This window comes from Halostagnicola alkaliphila (genome assembly GCF_055379965.1).
Map to the genome: position 1 here is coordinate 1748131 of NZ_AP043826.1, position 17245 is coordinate 1765375.

Here is a 17245-nt window from a genome sequence, read left to right on the forward strand (position 1 = left end):
CGGTGGGCTCTGCATGGAAACGCTTAGGAGCGTGCTGACACGATGTCATCGTATGAACGCAGTCAGGAGGAAGACGGCGTCGTCCCGCCGGGTGATGGGATGAGCGACGAGGACGCTCCCGACTCCGAACCGGAACAGGCGGCTCTCGAGGACCAGATCGAATCGATTCGCGAACAGTTCGAGTCGATCGAGGCCGACATCGATCCGATCCGCGAGGATATGGAACCGGTCCGAGAAGGGATCGAACCGGCTCGCGAGACGTTCGAGGCCGCCGAGACCGAAGATGATCTCGACGACGTCGAGACGGAACTCGAGCCGGTCCGCGAAGATATCGACCCCGTTCGCGAGGAGTTCGACTCCCTGCGCGAGGAGTTCGACGATATCGAGCTTCCCGAACCCGAAACGGACGAGGAATCCGAAGCGGACGACGAGGAAGACGACGCTGACGACGAACCCACCGGACCGATCGCGGAACTCGAGACGGAACACGAAACCCTCGAGGAGGAACTCGATGCCGTCGAAGACGAGATCGACGACCTCGAAGACGATGTCGACGACATTCAGTCCGATGTCGACGACCAGCGAGGACCGTACGCCGAAGACGTTATCGGCGAGGTCGACGGTGCCAAAGGCGATATCGAGGGGACCCGCTGGACCGAAGAAGGCGAGGTGGAACTTCGCGAAGCGGTCGAGGCCGCCCTCGAGGAAATCAACGACGTTCTCGGCGCCGAAATCTCACCCGAGGACGACGAACCGGTGCTCGAGGCACTCCTCGCGACCCTCGAGACGGTCGAGGCCGAAATCGAGTCCGCCGAACTCGATCCCGACGAGGACGACGAGGAAATCGCCTCGCTCCTCGAAACGACCGACGCCCTCCAGTCGGATGTCGACGACGCGACGGCGTGGGACGACCTTCAGGTTCGCGAACAGCTTCGCCGCGAGGGGTACTACGACGTGCTCGATCACGTCAAGGATTTCCCGCCGGAGTGGCACGCGCTGAAGGTTCACGAGAAACGCGGCAACGTCGACATGGTCCTGCTCGCCCTCGAGTCGCTGGGCTCGGACTTCATGGAGGAACACTGCCTCGAGTCCCTCGAACGGATGGGCCCCGAGAAAGCGATCGAACCGATGCTCCAGCGCGCGAACCGACGGGACACCACCGCGATGTCGATCCTCGGAAAGATCGGCAAGGCCGACGAAGAAGTCGTCGAAACCCTCCTCGAGTACGTCGACTCGAATCCGCAACTCCAGCGCCCCGCGATGCGTGCGCTGGGGGAAGTCGGGAGCGAGGAGGCCGTCCAACCGATCGCAAATCAGCTGGCCGAAGACGAGGCCGTCGTTCGAAGCTCCGCCGCCCGCGCGCTCGGTCTCATCGGCGACACTCGTGCGATCGAACCGCTCGCAGAACGGCTCGAGGAGGACGACGAAGATACCGTCCGTGCGAGCGCCGCCTGGGCGCTCAACCAGATCGGCACCGAACGCGCACTCGAGGCCGTCGCCGGTGCGTCCGACGACCGAGCGTACCTCGTGCAGGCCGAAGCTGAAAAGGTCGACCTCGAGCCGGCGGCCTAACTCCCCGGTCCTAATCGTCTCGCCGTCGACCGCTGGCTGGCTCTGCTGTTTGTTCTTGCCGTCTCGGCCTCGATTTCGTCAACCAACAACCCGATCTGAGAGTTTAAATACGGATACGCGACCAGAACGAGTGATGCGCGTCCGGGCCCTGCTCGTCGCCGTCCTCGTTTGCTGTCTCTTCGCGAGCGGTTTCGCTGCCGTTCTCGTCGACATCCCCTCGATGATCGGTGATCGGCAGCCCGGAACCGATGCCGAAAGCGATACGCTCGAGGACGCTCCCGAACGGACGCAGACGGCAGTACCAACTAACGAAATACCGAGAACAGATACCACGACAACCACGCTCACGTGCCCGAAACACGCTCGAGCCGACGGCGCCCGCCGCGCCCTCGATGAGCCACGAATCGTCGAACTGTATCCCAACCCCACGACGTACGAAAACGCGGGGGAGTTTTTCGTCCTCGAGACGCCGCCGGAGACGCCGCTCGAGAATTGGACGATCACGGACGGACATACGACTGCAACGTTCCCGAACGAAACGGTCTCCGGGCGTATCGCGGTCACGACCGATGCGAGCGAAACGGCGGCGCTCACCGACGACGAACCGCTCGAACTCGACGGACATCTCCGCCTCGCGACCGAAGGAGATACTCTCGAGCTTCGAAACAGTACGGAACGGATCGATACGGTAGCCTACGACGATGCACCGGTGGCCGAGCGCTGGTATCGAAGCGACCTCGAGAAGAGTGAGACGGACACCTCGACGGCGGGAGTTAGCCAGGGCCACTGGTGGCCGCGAGATGCGACCTGTCTTCCGCGAACGAGTACCAACGCCGACGAAGCCACGGCGTTCGTCCTCCCCGACAGCCCCGATATCCCGCTCGAGACGATTCGCGCAGCCGAGGATCGGCTCGTTATCGCGGGCTATACCTTCACGTCCGAGGCCATCGCCTCGGAACTCCACAACGCCAGTGAACGAGGCGTCGACGTCGACGTTCTCCTCGAGTCGGGCCCGGTTGGCGGAACGCCGGCGCCGACCGAATCGATCCTCGAGAAACTCGATGACGGTGGCGTCGACATCCGCGCAATCGGTGGGGAGGGTGCGCGGTATCAGTTTCACCACCCGAAATACGCTATCGCCGACGAGACGGTGTTGGTCACGAGCGAGAACTGGAAGCCCTCGGGCGTCGGCGGCGACTCCAGCCGAGGCTGGGGGATCACCGTCGAAGACGAGGATCTCGCAACGAATCTCGAGACGGTGTTCACCGCCGATTTCGAGGGCTGGGATACGCAATCGGGAGCGAGCCATCGAGAAGATACCACGTTCGTCGACGACGATGACGAGGGAGCCCAAACCGATTATCCGTCGGAACATCCTCCCGAATCCGTCGGTATCGACGGCGTCGAACTCCTCGTCGCACCGGACAACGCCGAAGAGCGCGTCCGCGAACTGCTTGCCGGAGCCGAAGACGAAATCCTCGTCAAACAGGCTAGCATCGGCGGGCCGGACGTTTCGCTCGTCGAGGAAACGATCGACGCCGCCCGCCGCGGCGTCGACGTTCGTATCCTGCTCGACTCGTCCTGGTACGTCGAAGACGACAACGCCGAGTTGAAAGCCTCGCTCGAGCGAACGGCTACGGAGGAAGACCTGTCGCTCGAGGTAGCACTCGTCGAACCCGGCGACCGATTCGAGAAGGTACACGCAAAGGGAGTGATCATCGACGAGGAGACGACTATCGTGGGCAGTCTGAACTGGAACGACAATTCACTCGAGAACAACCGCGAGGTCGTTCTCGCGGTCCACGGCGATGAGCCTGCAACCTACTACCGGGCCGTCTTCGACGCTGATTGGGACGGAGAGCCGTGGTCGATTCCGATCGGTCTCAGTGTCGGTGTGATTCTGGCTCTGCTACTCGCCGCGGTCATCGGACGGCGATACGTTACGTTCGGCGATCGCGAGGTTTCGGCCGTCGGGAAACCTGACAGCACCCGAACCGACCACAACCGGTGTTCGGGGACTGAACAGCCGCACGAGCACAGCGTCCAACGGAACGGCGGTGACGTATCCGACTCGTCCCCCGTAGCCGATCGAGACGACACGGTACAGCAGTCTGATCGTCCCGAATGAGCTCCCGAAGCTGGATCGCGATTCTCCGAAGCTATCTCACCGATACCGAGTCTCGGGAGGAAGCTACCCGTCCGTATCACTGTGCGAGTTGTCACCGCCGGTTCGAACTGAACAGACAGTACTGCCCGGGGTGTGGATCGTATCGAATCGAGCGGGCCTGTTATGAGGACTTGCTCGAGACGGATTGAAAATCGGCCGAGCCGAAGTTACAGTTGTCAGTTTGCTGGCCCGCCGACTTCGAGCAGGCGACAGCAGTCGGCTTCCGGATCGAAACAGTCCGGACATTGCTCGGGGCGATCGATAATCGTATCGAGTCTGTCGGCGACTGTGTCGTCGATGACGCTCTCGAGGGCGCGTGCCTCGTCGCGAAATTCGTCGACCTCGAGGACGTTTGCGAGGAAGCGTTCGATGATACAGTACGTTTGGAGCGCCTCGTGGGCCCGATCGAGCCCCTCGTTCGTGAGACTCGCTCCCTTGTACTTTTCGTGATCGACGAGTCCCTTTTCCTCGAGTTTGCCGATCATCTCGTTGACGCTCGCGGGACTCACGCCGAGTAGATCCGCAAGTGTCCCGGTTGAAGCGGGGCCGTCTTCCATTCGCTGGGCGAGATAGATCGCCTTGAGGTATTGATCTGCTGTATTCATCGCCAAACCTTGGTACACTGCGTTAGTCGTCGATCGGTCCGACTCGCCGGTCGTTTGTAACAACTTCGTGTCCCGATCATGCTCGTCGCTCCATAATTTCTGTGACTTCCTCGACGCCCTCTTTTTCCTCCTCGCGAATCTCTCGCAACGTCTCGAGGACTCGATCTCGGTCGACAGCGAACGCCGCATCGGAAGCTTCAATCGCTTCGATGAGGTCGTCGTAGAATTTGTAGGCCGTCTCCTCGTTACACAGTTGGTCGTACAGGACGCCGTCCGTGTCCTCCGGCGGGCCGTACTGGGCGTCGACCAGCTTATTGATCTCTTCGTATCCGACCGTTTCCGCTTCGAGATCGTCGATCAACGTTTCGAGCCGATCGCGATGGTCGGCCGATTCCGTTGCGGCCTCTGCAAGTAGCTCCCTAACCTCTTTGTCGACCTCCGCGCGTTCATCGGCGGGGAGCGATTCGAGGTGATGGGCGGCGCGCGACTCGACGACTTCCTCGAGGACCACGCCAATTTGGAGGAGGCGGGTCAACTGGTGGTCGGTCGAGACACGCTGTCCCAGACTCATACACCTGTCTGGGTGGGCGTGTTACTTAACTTCCCGCTTCTTCGGTGAGACTCGTCGGGGTCCATCGCTAACTGGACGGTGTGACGAGCCACCAAGTGACGCTCCTGAAGCGATGTCGAATCTGGCGACGTGCGACGGAGAACGAACGAGCGTTCGAAAACGGCCGGGCGAAAACAAACCGCTTAGTTACGAAGTCGGGTTCGAACCAGCGACTCGAAGTCCTCCCGGAGTTCGTCGACGGCGACTTCCTCGAGGACGGGAACGAAGAAGCCTTCGACGAGCATGTTTCGTGCGGCTTCGGGCGTGATGCCGCGGGAGGTCATGTACAGAAGGTCTTCCTGGTCGACCTGCCCAACGGTCGCGCTGTGGGAGGCTTCGGTGTCGTGGTTGTTGATGATGAGCTTCGGTGAAGCGTCGGCCTCGCTCTCGTCGGAGAGCATGAGCGTGTTCTCGCGCTGATAAGAACTCGTGTCCCAGGCGTCTCGCCCGACGTCCTGGACACCCTCGTAGACCGATCGGGCGACGTTGTCGGTGACGCCGCGGGTGACGAGGTCCGCCGTCGTGTGTTCGGCGCGGTGCCAGACTTTAATGTCGAGATCGAAGTGCTGGTCGTTGTGGCCGTAGAACGCCCCGACGATCTGGCTCTCGGAGCTGTCTCCGTTGAGCTCCGTCGACGTCTCCGTCTTGGTCAGCTTCGAGCCGACGTTTCCTTCGATCCAGTTGACCGTGGAGTAGGTGTCGGCGTCCGCTCGCTTGACGGTGAAATTGTACGTCTCCTCGGAGAGGTCCTGCAGCGAACCGTACTGGACGTAGCTGTTTTCGCCGGCGGCGACCTCGACGATGCCGCTGTAATACTGTTCATCATCGAGTTCGGTCCCGGTAGACTGACGTTCGAGGATCGTCACCGACGACGATTCCTCGGTGATGACGAGCGTGTAGTTAAACAGCGACCGGGAGTTCATTTCGGTCCGGATCGTCACGTCCTCGGCGTCGACGCCTTCGGGGACGTAGATGACCGTTCCCGTGGAGAAAAGCGCGGTCGAGAGCGCCGTGAGATAGTTCTCCTGTGGGTCGACGATGGAGCCGAAGTGGTCTTCGATGAGGGCTTCGTGTTCGTCGACGGCTTCCGCCCACGAGAGGACCTCGGCGTTGTCCGGGCCGATCTGCTCTTTCTCTTCGGCGGCGTTCAGCGGATCGACGAGCGACTCGAAATCGAGCTCGTAGAGGTTGGTCCAGTTCTGGCCCGGCGTCCGGATGACGTCGGGCATGTCGAGCTCGTCGAGGGCGTCGAGGGCATCGAGACGGGTCTCTAGGAGCCAGTCGGGCTCCTCGAGGTTACCGCTGATTTCGCGTACCTGTTCCTCCGTCAGATTGGCGTGTACCTGCGTACTCATTAGTGATCTCGGAGTTATCCGAGGCTTCCCTCCATCTCGAGTTCGATCAAGCGATTCAGTTCGACTGCGTATTCGATCGGGAGCTCTTCGGTGATCGGCTCGATGAAGCCGGCGACGATCATCTTCTTGGCGTCGTCGTCGTCCAGTCCGCGGGACTGGAGGTAGAAGATGTCCTCGTCGCCGATTTTGCCGACGGTCGCCTCGTGGGCGACGTCGACTTTCGACTCCTCGATCTCCATGTACGGCATGGTGTCCGAGGTGGACTCGTTGTCGAACATCAGGGCGTCACACTCGACTGCCGTACTCGAGTTTTCCGCGCCGTCGGCGATGTGGACGAGGCCGCGGTAGTTGGTCCGGCCGCCGTCCTTCGAGACGGACTTGGACTCGATGGTCGAGCTGGTATCGGGTGCGTTGTGGTAAACCTTCGCACCGGTGTCGATGTTCTGGCCTTCGCCCGCGAATGCGATCGTGATGTGGGTGTCCGTCGCGCCGCGACCCTTGAGGATCGTACACGGATAGAGCATGGTCGCTTTCGAACCCATGCTGCCCGAGACCCACTCCATCGTGCCGTTCTCTTCGACGATGGCGCGTTTGGTGTTGAGGTTGAACGTGTTCTTCGACCAGTTCTGTACGGTCGAGTACTGAACGTGAGCGTCGTCTTCGACGAAGACTTCGACACAGCCCGAGTGAAGGTTGTGCGAGCCGTACTTCGGTGCGGAACAGCCCTCGATGTAGTGGACTTCCGAGCCTTCCTCGGCGACGATCAGCGTGTGCTCGAACTGGCCCATTCCCTCCGAATTCATCCGGAAGTACGCCTGAACGGGCATATTGACGGTAACGTCTTCTGGGATGTAGACGAAGGAGCCGCCGGACCAGACTGCGCCGTGGAGTGCGGCGAACTTGTTGTCGCTCGGGGGCACACAGGTCGTCATGAAGTACTCTTTGACGAGCTCCGGGTGCTCTTTGACGGCGCGATCCATGTTCATGAAGATCACGCCCTTCTCCTCCCACTGATCTTGCATGTTCTGGTAGACGACCTCGGACTCGTACTGCGCGCCGACGCCCGAGAGCGCGTTCTTCTCGGCCTCTGGAATGCCGAGCTTGTCGAACGTGTCTTTGATCTCGTCCGGAAGGTCCGTCCAGTCGTCGACGCCTTCACGTTTGTCGACATCCGGGCGGATGTACGGAACGATCTCTTCGATGTCGAGTTCGGTCAGGTCGGGCTGGCCGGGCCAGTCCGTCGGCATCGGCATCGCGTGGTACTGCTGTAGCGCACGCAGACGCCGTTCGAGCATCCAATCCGGTTCGTCTTTGTCCTCACTGATCAGTCGAACGACTTCTTCGGTGAGGCCTGCATCGGACTTTACGGCCGAGCGCTCTTCCTTTTTGAACTCGAAGCGCGCTTCGGTGTCAGTCTCTTTGAGGTGATCTTGTTCGGAACTCATGATTTGTATGTATTCGTGTTTACGGCTGTAGCGTTATTACCGTTGTTCTAGCTGAATTCGGTTACGCCGTCTCGTAGACCTCTTCTCGGACCCAGTCGTACCCCTTATCCTCGAGTTCTGCTGCCAACGAGGCGTCGCCGCTTTTGACGACTTTCCCGTCGAGCATAATGTGAACCGTGTCGGGTTCGACGTAGTCGAGAATTCGCTGGTAGTGGGTGATCTGGAGGATACCAGTTCCCTGCTCGTCACGAAGGGCGTTGATTCCGTTCGAGACGTCTTGGAGTCGGTCGATGTCCAGTCCGGAGTCGATCTCGTCGAGCACTGCAACTGCGGGCTCGAGGATCGCGGCCTGCAGGACCTCGTTTTGTTTCTTCTCGCCGCCGGAGAAGCCGGCGTTGAGGTAGCGCTGGGCGAACTGTTCGTCCATGTCCAGTTCCTCCATCTTCTCGGCGAGGATTTCCTGGAACTCGGCGACGCCGATTTCGCCGTCGTCGGCGGGGCCTTCCATCGGCGAGGTCTCGAAGCCTTCGTCTTCTTCCTCGGCATCCTCGGCTTCGCCTTCTTCGAAGAGTTCTTCGCGTTCTTCGATCTTCGCGTTGAGTGCCGTTCGAAGGAAGTTCGTCATCGTGACGCCTTCGATTTCGGCCGGGTACTGGAACGCGAGGAAGATACCGAGCGCCGCGCGCTCGTTTGGCTCGAGATCGAGGATGTTCCACGTGTGCTTGTCTTCTGGAATCTCGAAGTCCTCGCCGAACTCGTTTTCGTCGAGGTGGACGAGCACTTCACCCTCGGTAACCTCGTAGGCCGGGTGGCCGGCGATGACCTTTGCGGTCGTCGACTTCCCGGAGCCGTTCGGTCCCATCAGCGCGTGGATCTCGCCCGACTCGACCTCGAGGTCGACGCCGCGCAGGATCTGTTCGTCGCCCTCTGCCACTTCTGCATGCAGATTTCGGAGCTCTAAGCGTGCCATAGTACGAATACCTCTGTCGTCCAAAAGGTGGGTCGTGTGAGTGATAAGGGTTTGGTATCTAATTGGTTACGGTTCCGATTTCGGAAGATAATTTTTTGAAAGTGAAAGTGTTCCGGCGACAGCGCGCGTTTCGGCCCGAACGTTCGGCGGTCGCACAGTCACACCGCGACCCGATCACATGAAGTTGTCGAGACCTGTCTGCTCCTGTCCGGATTTGACCTCCTCCCACGAGACGTCGAGCGCCTCGAGGATCCGCTCGATCGGCCCCTTCAACGTCTTCTCGAGCATCGTATCGTAGTCGATCTCGAACTCGGGTGGGATCTGATCGTCGTACTCGAAGCAGATGACGTCCGGATCGCGCTTGAACGCCCCGTAGAGGGGATCGCGCCGCGCGTCGAACTCGTCAGCTTCCTCGAGGTTGCGGAAGAAGGACGGATCGACGCGGTCGAGATAGAGGCGTTTGGGTTTACTCCCCCGGTCGAAATTGGTTCCGAGCAGGAGGTTCGCGTACTTCGCGCCGCGCACCTGTGCGGTGTCGGTGTCGTAGTTATCGAGCCGTTTCCCGATGCCGCCCGGAATAGCGATCTCCTCGGGATTGACCTTGCCCGACTCGAAGTCCTCGATGATCCCGTTGACGTACTCCTTGACGCCCTCGATGTCGCCCTGGCGAACGATCATCTCGATGACCTGGTGTTGGACTTCCTTCGTGATCGGCGCGATGTCCGAGCGTTTGTACTCGAACCCGGTGATGTCGATATCGTCGACGTCTTTGCCCTCCTTCCAGACGATGTGGCCCGCGTAGCGTTTCTTCGTCCCGGCCTGGAAGAAGCGCCGATATAGCTTCTCGAACTCGATCTGGAAGCGGTGGAACTCTGCGTTCAGTTCTTCGCGCGCGAAGTCGTCGTATCGGTCGTTGACGTAATCTTCGATGTCGAACGATTGCTCGAGCGCCTCCTCCTTTGGGACCTCGGGACCGAGTTCCAACATGACCGAGTCCGTATCTCCGTAGGCGACGGAGTGGTCGAGTTCCTTCGATGCGGTTTCGGTAAACTCGATTACCTCGCGTCCCGTCGCGGTAATTGCCGCGGCCGCGTCCTTATCGTAGAGCCGGAATCGTTCCCAACCTGACACACCATAGAGAGAGTTCATGATAACCTTCACGGCCCCTTGTTGGCGGTCATACTGCTCGTATTCGCCACTTCCGGGTTCGTGTTCGTTTCGGAGCGATTTCTTTTCCTCTCGCTCCGCTAGAAGTTCGTTAATCATCTCCCGCATGACGCCGTCGGGCTTTTTCTGGAAGTGGGTCCCGGAGGGTGCGATATGAGTTTCACCGTCGTATTCATCGGGGTCGACCTTCGTTTCCGGCGATGCATTGATCGTCACCATACACATCGGGTACAGGCTCTTCAGGTCGAGCACGGTGACGTTCTCTTTGACGCCAGTAATCGGCTCGAAGACGGCCCCGCCCTCGTACTCCTCGCCGGCCTCCTGTTGGCCCTTCGACGGCAACGCGAACTGGCCGTGAGCCTGATGAAGAACGTACATGTCGACCGTGTCGCCGGGCGTCGGTGCGTCCTCGAGCTTACAGCCGACGAACGAGCGCACCTCGTCCCAGAAGGGAACGATCGACTGTTGGCGGTCGAGTTCGACGCAGAGTTCGACGTCCCGGAGGTTGTACTCGAGCAACCGCGTCGGGTCGTCCTCCCAGAGGTCGCCGATCGAGCCGGCGTACCGCTCCTTACCGACGCCGAGTTCGGCCTCGCCGACGGCGTCGAGTCTGTACGAATCGAGTTCCGAGAAGACCATCCGCTGGTAGGCATAGAGCAGGTCGAAGACGACGCGACCTTTCACGTCGGGGCCGCCCCAGTTGCTTCGCCAGACTTCGTTGACACGCGAGAGTCGATCCGGGTTCAGGTCGTAGTCGTGGTGAGGGCCTTCGAGTTCCTCGAGTCGGTCGAGGAAGTACGGACAGTCGAAGTCCTCGAAGTTCCAGCCGGTGAGGATGTCCGGGTCGGTTTCGTCGATGTAATCGACGAACGCCTCGAGCATCGCTTCTTCCTCCGAAAACGCGCGAACCTCGTGCTCGATCTCGCCTTCGATCGGCTCGTACTCGTCGATCTCGCTCGGAATCCGTCCCTCACCGTCCGGCGCTTCGAAGAGCCACATGATGTACTCGTCGCGGTAGGAATCGTGGCTCGTGAGACAGACGATGGGCTCTTCGCCGTCTTCGGGGAACCCGGCCCGGTCGTTGACCTCGATGTCGAACGTATTGACTCGCGGATCGGCCTCGACATCACTCGCGACTACCTCGTCGTGGGGGACGACGAGGGTCCCGTCGTCGTTTCGGCGCTCGGTTACCGTGATACCGCTGCGAATATCCTTATCGATGAGAAACCGGTTCGGGAACAACACGTCGGCCTCGAAGTGGTCGAACTCGTCTCGAACTTTCCCCACGTCTCGAGGCGTCTGTCCGAATATCTTCGTCAACTCCTCGCCGCGGATGCTTTCGTAGGGCTCGCCGTTCCGGTCGGTCTCTTCGCTATCAGTCAGCCGGTCGTACTCCTCTTCGGGCGGCTGGTCCAGCGAGGCCGTCGGTGCGTAGAAGTACGGCCGAAAGCCGAGAACGCGAACGTGCTCGAGCTCCCCGTCCGGCGTGCGCCCGAAGACGTTCATGATAACCTGCTCGTCGTCACCGTAGCCGTCGATCGTGTAATCGACCTGCATCACGGCGAGCTCGAGTTCGCCCGTGGCGTCCGGCAGGGTCTCCTCGACGACGTCGACCACTTCCGGGCGTTCCGTTCCCCCGTTACCCGCGACGGCGATCGCCTCCTCATCAGGCCGCTCGCCGGACTCGGCGGAAAACGAGTCGAGTCCGGTCTGTCCCGCGTCAGTCATGGTTGCTGATTTTGGAGCCGTCGGATAAAAACCCCCGCATACGGTTCTTCCGGCGGTCCAAAACGGGAAACAACGGCCAGCCGCTCCGATCGTCTCACCGAACGTGATATTGCTGAGGCAATAAGACATATAACTTGGTAACACATAGCATGGGCCAAGGTGATCGAAGTGTCCACCCGAGTTACCGACGAGACGACGGCCGACGCACCGAGTAGTGAACCCACGGGCACCGAAACGATCGAATCGTACGAAACGGACAACGGCGTGGTTTTTTATGACGCCGAGAACCCGCTCGCGTGGGTCGAGACGACGCGGACGCTTTCACTCAAAGAAACCGTTTGAACGGGTGCTCCGACCACGGTGCAAACAAATATCGAGTTACTGATCTGTGTGGGTGACGACGAACGCGAATCCTTTTGCCCTTCCTGTCCGTTCTCGTTCTTGTGGTGTTCGAGCGATCCGAAAACGAACCGGATGAATACGATCCGGAGGCGGAGTTCGAAGACCCAGAGAGCGACTCGATTACGATTCCCGACGTAACACCAGAAGAGCCCGAACATCCGACGGTTTCTGCGCCGGAGGTTTCGGTTCCAGAAGTCTCGACCGACGAGACGGACGTTCCGAAAGCAGTTTTTCAACACTTTTGGGCGATCGTTGTCGTGGTCAACGCCGCACTGCTCGCGTTCTCACTCGGCGTGATGTTGTTTTTCATTCAGGGAATGACGACCACCGGTGGCGTCCTCGCTGTCGGCGGCCTCGTCCTTTTCGGGCTCGCGTATCGGCGATACAGGTCTTTCCAATCCCAGGACCCCCTCGACTCAGAACCCTCCCCAGAGCGGTAACACACTACCTACACCATGAAAACCGTACGTGACGACGACGGAACCGACTACGTTCTCTTGAAACGATCGGACGATGCGAGTCTCGTCCGCGATCCGACGACCGGCAACGAATGTTACGTCCGAAACGACCGACTCGAGGCCACCGACCAGTCGCCGCTCGAGACGGCCGCGAACGCCGTCTCGAATCCAGTCCGAACGCTCGTCACGAACGTCCACGACGAGAGAACGCTCGGACTCCTGTTCGAACTCGTCGACCGAGGACCGACCCGTGTTCGGACGATCCTTGGTGATACGGACTTCTGTGAAAGCGACCTTCACGGAACGCTCGCCGTGCTCACGGCGGCCGATCTGCTCGCAGAAACGGACGTATCCGGCGAGCGCGGGTATCGCGTCACCGAAAACGGGAAGAACGCGCTCGAGGAGATTCGAACGGAGTGACGGTTGCCGGGCAAATCGCCAGTGACCCGCGCGATGAGACCAACTCGAATCAGCGCACCTTCGGAAAGCTCAGTCGGAACTGAGTAACGCGATTTCGGGCGGGTCGCCGCGCTCGAGTTGCGATCGGTTCGACGTCGCGTCTTTTTCGACGCGGACGAGTTCGTCCGCGGCGCCGACAAGTTCCTCGTCGTGGCTGACGACGACGATCTGTTCGACGCCGAGGTCGCGCATGGATTCGATCAGCGAAACGAGCTGCGTGACGTGGCCCGAATCGAGAAACACCGTCGGTTCGTCGAGGATCAGCGGCGGCATCGGTGCGGTTCCCTCGACGCCTTCGGCCAGCAGCCGGTAAATCGCACACCGAAGGCTGAGGTTGAACAGCGCGCGCTCGCCGCCCGAGAGTTGTTCGGGTTCGAGCGGTTCGCCGTCCTTCTGGTACACCGTCAGCCGATACTGGCCGTCGAGGTCGATCGACGCGTACGAATCGTTCTGATAGACCAGATCGAAGGTCTCGTTCAAGAGCCGCTCGAGCGTTTCGACGTTTCGCTGACGAAGCTCCGCCCGGAGGTCGCCGTAGGTCGCCTGGAGCGTCTCGGCTTCCTCGTACACCGACTCGAGGTTTTCACAACGCAATTCGACCGACTCGAGGCGCTCGCGCAGACGTTCGAGCTCCTCGAGTTCGTTTTCGACGCCGCCGATCGCGTTCTGTACGTCGGTTCGTTTCTCGCGTAGCACCGATAGTTTTTCGTCGACTTTCTCGAGGTAGTCCTGGGCGCTCCGCTTTTGCTCGCGAGCCTGCTCGATCCGTTGCTCGTCGAACTCGTCCTCGAGTTCGCGCTTTCGCTCACGCTTTTTCGAGAGCTGTTCGCGCCGCTCGTCGTTCATCGTCTGCCAGTCGTTGCGGCGACCGCGAGCGTTTTCGATTTCGCGGTCGATCTCCTCGCGCTCGTCGTCGATTTCGACGATCCGGTGCAAGTCCTCCAGTTCGGCCCTGATATCGCCACGCGTTCCGTTGATCTCGCCGAGTTCGCTTCGGGAGTCACCGATGGCTGCTTCGATGTCTTCTGCGCCTTCTCGCTTGTCTTCGGCCTTGGACTCGAGTTCGTCCGCGCCGTCGCGCAGTTCCTCGCATCGATCGCGCCGGTCCGAGAGCGTCTCGCGTTTCTCCTCGAGTAACTGCGCGACGTTTTCGCGGTTGTCCGAGAGCCGATCGACGTCGCGTTCGGCCTCGCGGAGCGTCTCCGCGCGATCGATTCGCTCGTCAAGCTCGTCTCGTTCCGCCTCGAGGTCCTCGCGTTTGGTCTCGAGTTCCGAGAGCGCCTCGCGTTTCTCCGCAAGCACGTCGACGTGTGGTGAATCCTCGACCGGCTGGCCGCACTCGGGGCACTTCCCTTCCTCGAGCAGCGTTTCACCCTCGTCGATCGAGCCCTCGACGGCCTTGATCTCGGCCGTCACGTCCCCGAGTTCCGAGACGATGGCTTCGCGCTCCTCGGCGATCGTCTCGCGGTGGTCGGCAGCTTCGCCGAAATCGATCGGCGCTCCCTCGAACCGCTCGCGCGCCGTTTCGATTCGCTCCTCGAGCGTCGAGAGTTTCTCCTCGCGCTCGTCGATCGCATCCTCGTCGTCGGCTACCTTTGACTCGAGGTCGGTTGCCTGTTCGCGTTTTTGCGTCGCTTCGGACTCGAGTTCGTCCGCTTCGGTTTCCAAGCGCTCTTTTTCGTTCGACCGCTCGTTGATTTCGACCCGAAGCGTTTCGAGGTCGTCGCGGAGCTGTTCGTCTCGGCCCTCGAGCGCGTCGATCCGCTCTTCGACATCGGCTGTCGTCTCGAGCGCTTGGGGCGGCTCGATCGACTCAACGGTGTCGTCGTCAGCGACAGCATCGCCGTCACCGTCGAATTCGGTGGCGTGGTCGATTCCGTCGAGGATGGTCTCGCGCTCGTCCGCGAGCTCGTCTCGACGAGTCTTTCGCTCGTCGATCGTGTCGCTCGCCTTTTCGCGTTTTCGCTCTGTTTCGTTGATTTTCGATCGAAGCGTCTCGATTTCTTCCCCGAGCGTCTCGATCTCCTCGCGCGTCTCCTCGTGGCGCTCGAGAACCTCCGTCGAAGTCTCGAGGGTGTCACTCGCGTTCTCCCGTTGGGATTCGAAGTTCTCGATCTCGTCGGTAATGTCGGTCCGTCTGGACTCGAGTTCGTTCAGTTTCTCGTGAAGTTCCTTGCCCTCCTTCTGGTCGACCTGGTTCCGGATATCCTCGAGCACGTCACGTTGGCCGTCCAGTACCGTCTTCACGCCCAATCGCGCGTCGCTCGCCCGTTCGCGGTACTCCTCGAGCGCGCCGAGTTGCAGGAGATCGTCGATCATGTCCTGCCGGTCGCTCGGCGAGGCGTGAATGAGCTTGTTTACCTCTCCCTGTCTGACGTAGGCGCAATTGACGAACGCCTCGGCGTCCATCCGCAGCAGGTTCGTCACCTTTCGGCGAACGTCGGTCGCGCCTTCGATCGTCGCGTTCGGCGTCTCGAGAACGCACTTGGTCGTCGTCGCTCGATCACCGCGGAGTTTCAGGTGGCGTTCGATTCGGTAGTCGACGCCGTCGTGGCGAAACGCTAGCTCGACTTCGGCTTCTTCCTCGCCGGTGGTGATCACGTCGTCCAGCGTGCGATTGTCCAGTGCCTTCGACCCGTAGAGCGCGAAGAAGACGCCCTCGAGGAGGGTCGATTTGCCGCTGCCGTTGACGCCGTGGACGATGGTGACCCCGCGCTCGAGGCCGAGGTCGGCGTCGCCGTAGCACTTGAAGTTTCGAAGCCGGATCCGGTCGACTTTCACGCGAAATCACCGAGTGAAGTAGTTCCCGAACCCTCCGAACCGTCCGTCGCTGATTCACCCTCTCGATCGGGTTCATCCGGCTTTTCATCGGTTTCGCCACCTCCGCAATCACCCGGTTCGCTCGAGGCATCGGCTAATTCGCTAGATGCATCGATTGGTTCGGCCGCTGTATCGACCTGTTCGCTTGATTCCGCAACGGCATTATCGTCGGGTTCACCTCCTTCGGTCGATTCGGCCTCCGGAGCGCCTTCGTCGGCATCCGCTGTATCGGTCGCATCAGTTTCGGCGGCGATCTCGTCGGCGACCGTCGTCACCTCCGAGGGATCGCGGTCCGGAGCCGGTTCGAACGCCGAACGGTCCTCCTCGAGGAGGTCTCGAACCAACCGTTCTGCGGTCTCGCGAACGTTCGAATCCGCGAGGTCGTCCCGTCTCACCGTGCGGTCGATGTTCAACGCCGCGTCGCTGAGTCCCAGGTCGCGGACCCGCTCGCGAACGGCTTCGTCGGGGTCCGCGAAGCTGACCGAAACCTCGTCGTCTTGGTCGGGAAGCTCCCGTCGGTCGTTGACGCGAGAGACCAACGCGCCCCGGTCGGTCGCCAACTCCTCGACGGTCGCGGGCGTGATCGGTCGCCCTTCTCCTTCGATAGTGACGATCACGACGGCGTCCTCGAGGTCGTACTCCCGAACGCGATCCTGGACTCGATCGATCCCTTCGCCCTCATTGAGTTCCACGTCGACGAAGACGAACGCTCGAGTATCGGCGAGACCGCGTCTGCGGATCGTCACGTCGTCCGCTCCGTCGTCTTCTGGTTTGTTCCCGTTCCCGGCGTCGAACGTGACGATGTTGTACCCTCGCTCTTCGCGCTCGCTGGCGCTCGCGCGCTCGGTGGATCCACAATAGGTCACCCACGTCTCGAGCACCTCGGCGGTATCCGGTTTGTGATTGTCGCCGAGCAAGAGGGCGTCGAAGTCGACGGTGGACTCCTCGAGGAGCCGTTCCGTATCCCAATCGGCGTGGGCGAACGGTTCGAACAGACCGTGGGTAACTAGTGCCGCGTGGTCCGTAGAATCGGGAACTGAGTCGAATTCGTACTCGAGGGCCTCTCGTCGCGATCGCGGGACGAAATCGAGTCCGTAGAGCGCGACGTCCTCGAGGACGTAGGGTTCGGTACCGAGTCGCGTCGCGAGGCCGAGGTCGGCGAACAGGTCGAGCCACTGGCCGTCGCGTTTCGACTCGTGGTTGCCGACGATCGCCAGAAACGGAATGTCTGCCTCCTTGAGCCGGCGGAGAACCTCGACCGTTCCCTGGAGATCTACCAGCCCCGGGCGTCGGTCGTGAAAGAGGTCGCCCGCGTGGATCACCGCATCGACGTCGTCTTCGATCGCGTCGTCGACGACCTCGCGAAACGCCTCGAGAAAGTCCCGTCGTCGCTCGGGTGCGTTGTACTGCTGGTACCCGATATGGGTATCACCCGTGTGTATCACCCGCGTCATCTACTGTGACGTTACTGTGGCTAGCCTAAATGG

The 17245-nt window shown here is 60.8% G+C and carries 13 protein-coding genes; 5 read left to right on the top strand and 8 right to left on the bottom strand.

Going from position 1 to position 17245, the window contains the following annotated elements:
* Positions 1-42 precede the first annotated feature (42 nt).
* The gene (locus ACZ5C7_RS13825) at positions 43-1572 is read left to right on the top strand and encodes a HEAT repeat domain-containing protein (protein WP_464376876.1); all 1530 of its coding nucleotides are present in this window, start codon (positions 43-45) and stop codon (positions 1570-1572) included.
* A 133-nt stretch (positions 1573-1705) separates the two neighbouring features.
* On the top strand, positions 1706-3700 hold the full coding sequence (locus ACZ5C7_RS13830) for a phospholipase D-like domain-containing protein (RefSeq protein WP_464376877.1): 1995 nt from the start codon (positions 1706-1708) through the stop codon (positions 3698-3700).
* A gap of 215 nt (positions 3701-3915) precedes the next feature.
* On the opposite strand, the gene ACZ5C7_RS13835 is transcribed toward ACZ5C7_RS13830, so the two are convergent.
* From ACZ5C7_RS13835 to ACZ5C7_RS13860, 6 genes are all read right to left on the bottom strand, one after another.
* Positions 3916-4344 (bottom strand): metal-dependent transcriptional regulator, encoded by a 429-nt coding sequence (locus tag ACZ5C7_RS13835; RefSeq protein WP_464376878.1) that lies wholly within the window; start codon positions 4342-4344, stop codon positions 3916-3918.
* Between the two features lie 76 nt (positions 4345-4420).
* On the bottom strand, positions 4421-4915 hold the full coding sequence (locus ACZ5C7_RS13840; protein WP_464376879.1) for a ferritin-like domain-containing protein: 495 nt from the start codon (positions 4913-4915) through the stop codon (positions 4421-4423).
* A 182-nt stretch (positions 4916-5097) separates the two neighbouring features.
* Complete coding sequence (sufD, locus tag ACZ5C7_RS13845) at positions 5098-6309, bottom strand: Fe-S cluster assembly protein SufD (protein WP_464376880.1); 1212 nt, start codon at positions 6307-6309, stop codon at positions 5098-5100.
* 14 nt (positions 6310-6323) lie between these two features.
* Positions 6324-7754, bottom strand: coding sequence for a Fe-S cluster assembly protein SufB (sufB, locus tag ACZ5C7_RS13850; RefSeq protein ID WP_464376881.1), 1431 nt, complete (start codon positions 7752-7754; stop codon positions 6324-6326).
* Between the two features lie 61 nt (positions 7755-7815).
* Positions 7816-8724 (bottom strand): ATP-binding cassette domain-containing protein, encoded by a 909-nt coding sequence (locus ACZ5C7_RS13855; RefSeq protein ID WP_464376882.1) that lies wholly within the window; start codon positions 8722-8724, stop codon positions 7816-7818.
* A gap of 174 nt (positions 8725-8898) precedes the next feature.
* Complete coding sequence (locus ACZ5C7_RS13860; RefSeq protein WP_464376883.1) at positions 8899-11619, bottom strand: DNA-directed DNA polymerase; 2721 nt, start codon at positions 11617-11619, stop codon at positions 8899-8901.
* A 159-nt stretch (positions 11620-11778) separates the two neighbouring features.
* Between ACZ5C7_RS13860 and ACZ5C7_RS13865 the strand changes: the two genes are divergently transcribed.
* The 3 genes from ACZ5C7_RS13865 (at position 11779) to ACZ5C7_RS13875 (ending at position 12899) form a co-directional block, all read left to right on the top strand.
* Entirely contained in the window at positions 11779-11961 is a 183-nt protein-coding gene (locus tag ACZ5C7_RS13865) for a DUF7331 family protein (protein WP_464376884.1), read from the top strand.
* Between the two features lie 101 nt (positions 11962-12062).
* The gene (locus ACZ5C7_RS13870; protein ID WP_464376885.1) at positions 12063-12461 is read left to right on the top strand and encodes a DUF7322 domain-containing protein; all 399 of its coding nucleotides are present in this window, start codon (positions 12063-12065) and stop codon (positions 12459-12461) included.
* 15 nt (positions 12462-12476) lie between these two features.
* Entirely contained in the window at positions 12477-12899 is a 423-nt protein-coding gene (locus ACZ5C7_RS13875) for a DUF7346 family protein (RefSeq protein ID WP_464376886.1), read from the top strand.
* Between the two features lie 69 nt (positions 12900-12968).
* Here ACZ5C7_RS13875 and rad50 read toward each other — a convergent pair whose 3' ends face one another.
* Positions 12969-15719 (bottom strand): DNA double-strand break repair ATPase Rad50, encoded by a 2751-nt coding sequence (gene rad50 / locus ACZ5C7_RS13880; RefSeq protein WP_464376887.1) that lies wholly within the window; start codon positions 15717-15719, stop codon positions 12969-12971.
* Entirely contained in the window at positions 15716-17212 is a 1497-nt protein-coding gene (gene mre11, locus ACZ5C7_RS13885) for a DNA double-strand break repair protein Mre11 (RefSeq protein ID WP_464376888.1), read from the bottom strand. Before mre11 ends, rad50 begins: the two co-directional genes overlap by 4 nt.
* Between the last annotated feature and the right edge of the window lie 33 nt (positions 17213-17245).